The sequence below is a fragment of the Paraburkholderia sp. BR14374 genome (assembly GCF_040948685.1).
In the GTDB taxonomy this organism is placed as follows: Bacteria; Pseudomonadota; Gammaproteobacteria; order Burkholderiales; family Burkholderiaceae; genus Paraburkholderia; species Paraburkholderia youngii.
In genome coordinates this window covers 1-5,278 of sequence record NZ_JBFPKF010000068.1, presented here as the reverse complement: position 1 = coordinate 5,278, position 5,278 = coordinate 1, and the positions used below count along the sequence as shown (strand labels likewise).

At 60.7% G+C, this 5,278-nt stretch carries 3 protein-coding genes and 1 pseudogene; 2 read left to right on the top strand and 2 right to left on the bottom strand.

The genetic code is table 11. From position 1 onward, the window contains the following. Positions 1-127: 127 nt before the first annotated feature. Positions 128-1,106 (top strand): annotated as a pseudogene (locus tag AB3X86_RS37700) (Tn3 family transposase); the annotation flags it as partial. A gap of 558 nt (positions 1,107-1,664) precedes the next feature. On the opposite strand, the gene AB3X86_RS37695 reads toward AB3X86_RS37700, so the two are convergent. Both AB3X86_RS37695 and AB3X86_RS37690 read right to left on the bottom strand, forming a co-directional pair. Beyond that, positions 1,665-2,003, bottom strand: coding sequence for a type II toxin-antitoxin system RelE/ParE family toxin (locus tag AB3X86_RS37695; RefSeq protein ID WP_018435919.1), 339 nt, complete (start codon positions 2,001-2,003; stop codon positions 1,665-1,667). Next, entirely contained in the window at positions 2,003-2,287 is a 285-nt protein-coding gene (locus AB3X86_RS37690; RefSeq protein ID WP_368587811.1) for a type II toxin-antitoxin system Phd/YefM family antitoxin, read from the bottom strand. The genes AB3X86_RS37695 and AB3X86_RS37690 overlap by 1 nt, the downstream gene beginning before the upstream one ends. Before the next feature lie 419 nt (positions 2,288-2,706). Here AB3X86_RS37690 and AB3X86_RS37685 point away from each other — a divergent pair, with 419 nt between their 5' ends. Beyond that, entirely contained in the window at positions 2,707-5,145 is a 2,439-nt protein-coding gene (locus tag AB3X86_RS37685) for a DEAD/DEAH box helicase family protein (RefSeq protein WP_368599843.1), read from the top strand. The last annotated feature ends 133 nt before the right edge of the window (positions 5,146-5,278 follow it).

The following is a 5,278-nucleotide window of genomic DNA, read 5'->3' as shown; positions in this document are numbered from 1 at the left end:
CTCTTCGGCCCCATCGGCAACATTCCACCTGCCGAGGCAGAAGCCGCTTACTATGCAAATCTCGCTGAGTCTGTCACTGTGGCATGACGCAAGCAAAACGGTCTCCGGAAAACCCGGGGCGGCTCACATTTCAACGGCAATGCGCTTCCTTGAAATGCCCGGTCGGCTGCCGCGTGCAAACGACCGCGTGGTTGAATTCCAGCGCACGCATCCGATTACTGAACTCTGGGGTAACGGAAGGCTGGCATCGAGCAACTCCATGAGTCTGGACACGTCACCGCACCTGTTTTATGCGCGGGTCGATCCGCGACGTCGCCCCCACGCGGTAGGCATGTACACGCACGTGCTGGATCAGCACGGCAATGTCTATAACCAGCCCATCGTGCGGAACGAACGCCAGGCTGGCGTGGCGATCGAGGGCGTGATCCGTCACAACGAGAACCGTGACGACGGTGGACTGCTGCGTCTTTCAGTAGACACGCACGGATACACGAACGTAGGGATGGCGGTGTCGAAGCTGCTCGGTTTTGATCTCTGCCCGCGTTTGCACGACCTCTCGGAACGCAAACTGTATCTGCCGAGAGCCATGGCAGCGCCCGAGGGGCTGACAGCGGTCGTCGCCCATGAGATCTCCATCAAGGCGATTCGTGACGGCTGGAAGGAACTTGCTGCGCCTCGTTGCATCAATTCATGCGGGGCGCGTGAGCGCAATGGTCGCCGTGCAGCGGTTCGGAAGCGTGGCGCAGGGCGACCCGGTGTACCGGCCAGCCGACCACCTCGGTAGGTTACTGCGCACGCTTTTCCTGTGCGACTACTTCAGCAACATTGAATTCCGGCGTGAAATGCATACGCTGCTCAACCGCGGTGAATCGGTCTATCAGTTGCAGCGTGCAATCCACACCGGCAAGATCGCGCCGGAGCGCGGGCGACGCCGCGACGAAATGATCGCGATTTCTGGCTCCTTGACGCTGCTGACAAACCTGGTCATTGCGGGCCCAGCGCATTTTGCGCATGTGAATTTTCGTGGAACGCTGAGCTTTCCGATCGATCTCTATCGCGAGATGCTTCTCGATGTGCCGCTAAGGCGGCGCATAGCTGGATCGTGAACCGGTTCTGCATGCACACAGACGCGCAGGACTACAGCGCGTGGTGCGGTTCTGCTGGCCGCCCTCAATCATGCGCTCGCCGGCCAGGCGCGGGGGCGGATAAATGCGCCATACAAGCACGAAAAGGACGAACACCCCGATTTCGGCGCTTGCCACCGCGGATCGCTTCGTAGGGAAGCGGTCGGGTGAACGTATGCACACGGTCGTGCACGCAGCGGAAGTTGAAAGCCGCCCACTAATCCATCGAAGACGCACGACCTTCGTTGAGCGTTTCGACAAGACGCGCCCGGTGTCGCACCAGATTCGCTATGTGCTTTTCGCTCGACCGCAGACGCTCGCGATGCAACGCCTTAGTGTTGGGACGCGCAGCCGTGCCTTCGATCACGAGCATGCAGTCGGGAAACGAGCGGATAGCATTAAATACCGAGGCGTTTTCTAGCGGGAATGCTCTGCAGCGCCGCATAAGCGGCCTCGCTCAGAGATCGTAAGTTGAAGCAGTGTGCGCCGGAGTATCAACGCGGCGCTGCGGCATGATCGCAAAGATGCGGTCGGTGCCCATTACATCAGGCGAAGCGCGATTCTCTGAAGAAGGGAGGGCAGGTCGCGTCGCACGTCCACCACGAGATGAATGAAAATAGTATCGTCGCGGACCTGATAAATGATCCGATTCTTGCCAGAAAGGGCCTGCCGGAAACCGTCCTCAAAAAAGCCCTCGAGTTCGGTAGGCGTATGGCCGCTAGCGGGAAACTGCCGAACCTGCGTGATCGTTTCCTGCAGTTGCGCCGATGTCTGACGCCAGGTTTCCCATCCGAAGGTGCGGACGACATAGCTTCTGAGTTCGTCCATGCCGATCCGCGCGGTCGGGAGAATGCGGTATTTCAGCAGCGGTGCCACCATCAGCGGAGCTTTTCCTGACGATCGAGCTCATTGAGTTCCGCAAAGAACTCATCGCCATCGACGTGATCCCCGCGTTCGATCTGTTTCTGGCCGACAGCCAGGATTTTCAGGAGCGCAAGGGTCTGCTCCGTCGATTCATAGGTTCGCACGTCCTGAACGACGAGCTTCGCTTCGCCGTTCTGCGTGATGATGAGCGGCTCCCCCGACTCAGTCAGGTCTTTGACGATTTGCGCCGCTTCACTTTTGAGGTAACTGATTGGCTTGACATGATCGGCGAGATGCATCTAAGGCTCCGGGAGATATAGAAGTAAGACCAAATTTAAACCATTAATGGTCCGACTGCAAGCTGCCCTTGGCGTGCAGTCGGGCACGGTAATAGGCCTAGTTAAGCTTGGCATTATGAATTAATAATATACATAATTACCGGTAATTAGCATTCTGCGAACAGCTCGAAAGCTTCCCGTTTCGTGGCGTGCCGCGCGATGACCTGCTGCCTGCGTTGCACGCGACCACTATCGAGGCCGGATTGTGATCGCGTACCGCGTTACGGGCGAGACGGTCGAGGTGCTCGGCGTCTACTATGGTGGGCAGGATGGCCCGGCCAGTTTTCAGCGGGATTTCGATGAATAGACCGAGCTGTGCGGCGGCCCACCACCGGTAGCAATCCGCGCGCGCATCCCGCCCCATTCCACCGGACCAGTCGATGAATGACGTCAAGTTGTCGCGCTCAGGTTGGGAGGATTGCAGACGCGAAGAACTGCTCGCAGAACTCACGCGTCTGCAGGACGAGAATGCCCGGCTCGCCGCCTTGCTGCGCGAGGCCGTTCCTAAGCACGGCAGGCGCGAGGTTGCCCCGTCAGGCTATCCATCGCTGATGGCGCGAAGCACAGGGACTTCCACGCTTTCTCCCCAGCAGAAGGTACACCTCTTCCGGAGCCTTTTCCGGGGCCGTACCGACGTTTTTCCCCTTCGCTGGGAAAGCCGCAATTCCGGGAAATCGGGTTATGCACCAGCGTGCGCGAACGAATGGCGTGCGGGCATCTGCGAAAAGCCCCGCATCCGCTGTGCGGATTGTGTGCATCGCATGCTGCTGCCGCTGGACGATCAGGTTATCTATGCACATCTCGCCGGCGATCACACGTTGGGCATGTATCCGCTGATGCCGGACGGCACCTGCTACCTGCTCGCAGTCGACTTCGATGAGGAAAGCTGGCGGGACGATGCGATGGCCTTCCGGCAGTCATGCGATGAACTGGATGTTCCCGTGTCGCTGGAGATCTCACGTTCGGGTAACGGTGCGCACGCATGGATCTTCTTCTCGTCGGCCGTCACCGCGCGTGACGCGCGCCGGCTGGGTTCGGCCATCATCAGCCACACGTGCGCCCGAACGCGCCAGCTTGAGCTGTCGTCATACGACCGACTCTTTCCCAATCAGGACGTGCTGCCCAAAGGCGGCTTCGGCAACCTGATCGCCCTGCCGCTGCAGAAGCAGCCTCGCGTGCACGGGCACAGCGTGTTTGTCGATGAAACCCTCCAGCCTGTTGCCGATCAGTGGGCTTTCCTGGCGTCGGTCAGATCGATGGACGGGCGAGATATCGAAGGGGTAATTTTCCGCGCCACCGGCGGTGCCCACCCGCTCGACGTCGCCTTCATCGCTGAAGAGGACCAGGCCGAGCCATGGAACCCGCCACCGGCGCTGCCGAAGCGGCTGGCCGGAGACATGCCGGCGTCACTGACATTGACGCTTGCAAACCAGCTCTATTTTGAAAAAGCCCAGCTTCCGCAATCCCTGCTCAATCGCCTCGTCCGGATCGCGGCATTCCAGAATCCGGAGTTCTACCGTGCCCAGGCGCGCGGCTTCAGCGTATGGGACAAGCCGCGGATAATCGGCCGCGCCGAGAATTGCCCGCGACACATCGCTTTACCGCGAGGTTGCCTCGACGAGGTCATGACGCTGCTGACCGACAACGGAATCGCCGGTGACATCCGCGACGAGCGTTGCGCGGGCGGCCCTCTTGTAGTCGCGTTTGCCGGCACACTGAAGGGCGACCAGCAGGCGGCGGTTGATGACATGCTGCGGTACGACACGGGGATACTGCATGCGCCAACGGCGTTCGGCAAGACCGTGACGGCGGCCGCAATGATCGCCCGGCGCGGCGTCACTACGCTCGTGCTTGTGCATCGCAGGGAGCTGCTGGATCAGTGGCGCGAGCGCCTGCAGTCGTTTCTTGCGCTGGATCCCCATGACATCGGCACAATCGGTGGTGGCAAGTCGAAGTCGACGGGCCGGATTGACGTCGCCATGCTGCAGTCAGTGGCACCGGATGGCCCCCGCGGAGCGCTTTTGCGGCATTACGGCCACGTCATTGTCGACGAATGTCACCACGTATCGGCGGATTCCTTCGAGGCAGTGCTCAAGGCCGTCAATGCGCGCTACGTGCTGGGACTGACTGCGACACCCGTGCGGCGCGACAGCCAGCAACCGGTGATGTTCATGCTGTGCGGGCCGGTGCGGCATGCGGCGCGTCTGCCACCCAATGCGCCGCATTCGCTCGAGGTGTTCCCGCAAAGGCTCACCTCATCCGTGAACGTTGCGCTCGACGAGCCTATCCAGACGGTGTTCGCGCATCTTGCACAGGATTCACCTCGGACGGACATGATTGCTGCGGCGATTCGCGAGCAGTTCGGACAAGGACGCAAGGTGCTGGTTCTCACCGAACGGACGGATCATCTCGAAAGCCTGCAGAAGACTTTGGGTGAAGCAATCGGGCCGCTTTTCGTGCTGCACGGGCGTCTCACGAAAAAAGCGCGTGCGGCGCAGCTTGCCGCCCTTGACGCGCTGGCCGATGACGTCCCTCGCGTCGTCCTGGCCACTGGCAGACTCGTTGGCGAGGGATTTGACCATCCGGCGCTCGATACGCTGGTGCTCGCCATGCCCGTGGCATGGAAAGGCACGCTGCAGCAGTACGCTGGCCGGTTACATCGCGCGCATTCGGGTAAAACCGGTGTACGGGTGATTGACTATGTCGACGGAGGTCACCCGGCACTGCTCCGTATGTGGGAGAAGCGCCAGCGGGGGTACCGCGCGATGGGCTATCAGGTGCGCGCGGCTGGAGACGGACAGCAGTTGGAGCTTGCCTGAAACCGGCGGAGCTAACGTCAAGAGTGGTGTATGGGCAGCACCGTGACTGTCGATATCAAGCGGCGAGTTTCTGCTGAACCGGCCGATCGTCCTGCACCGGTTCGCCGTCCTTGAAGGCAATGCCCTCGAGCAA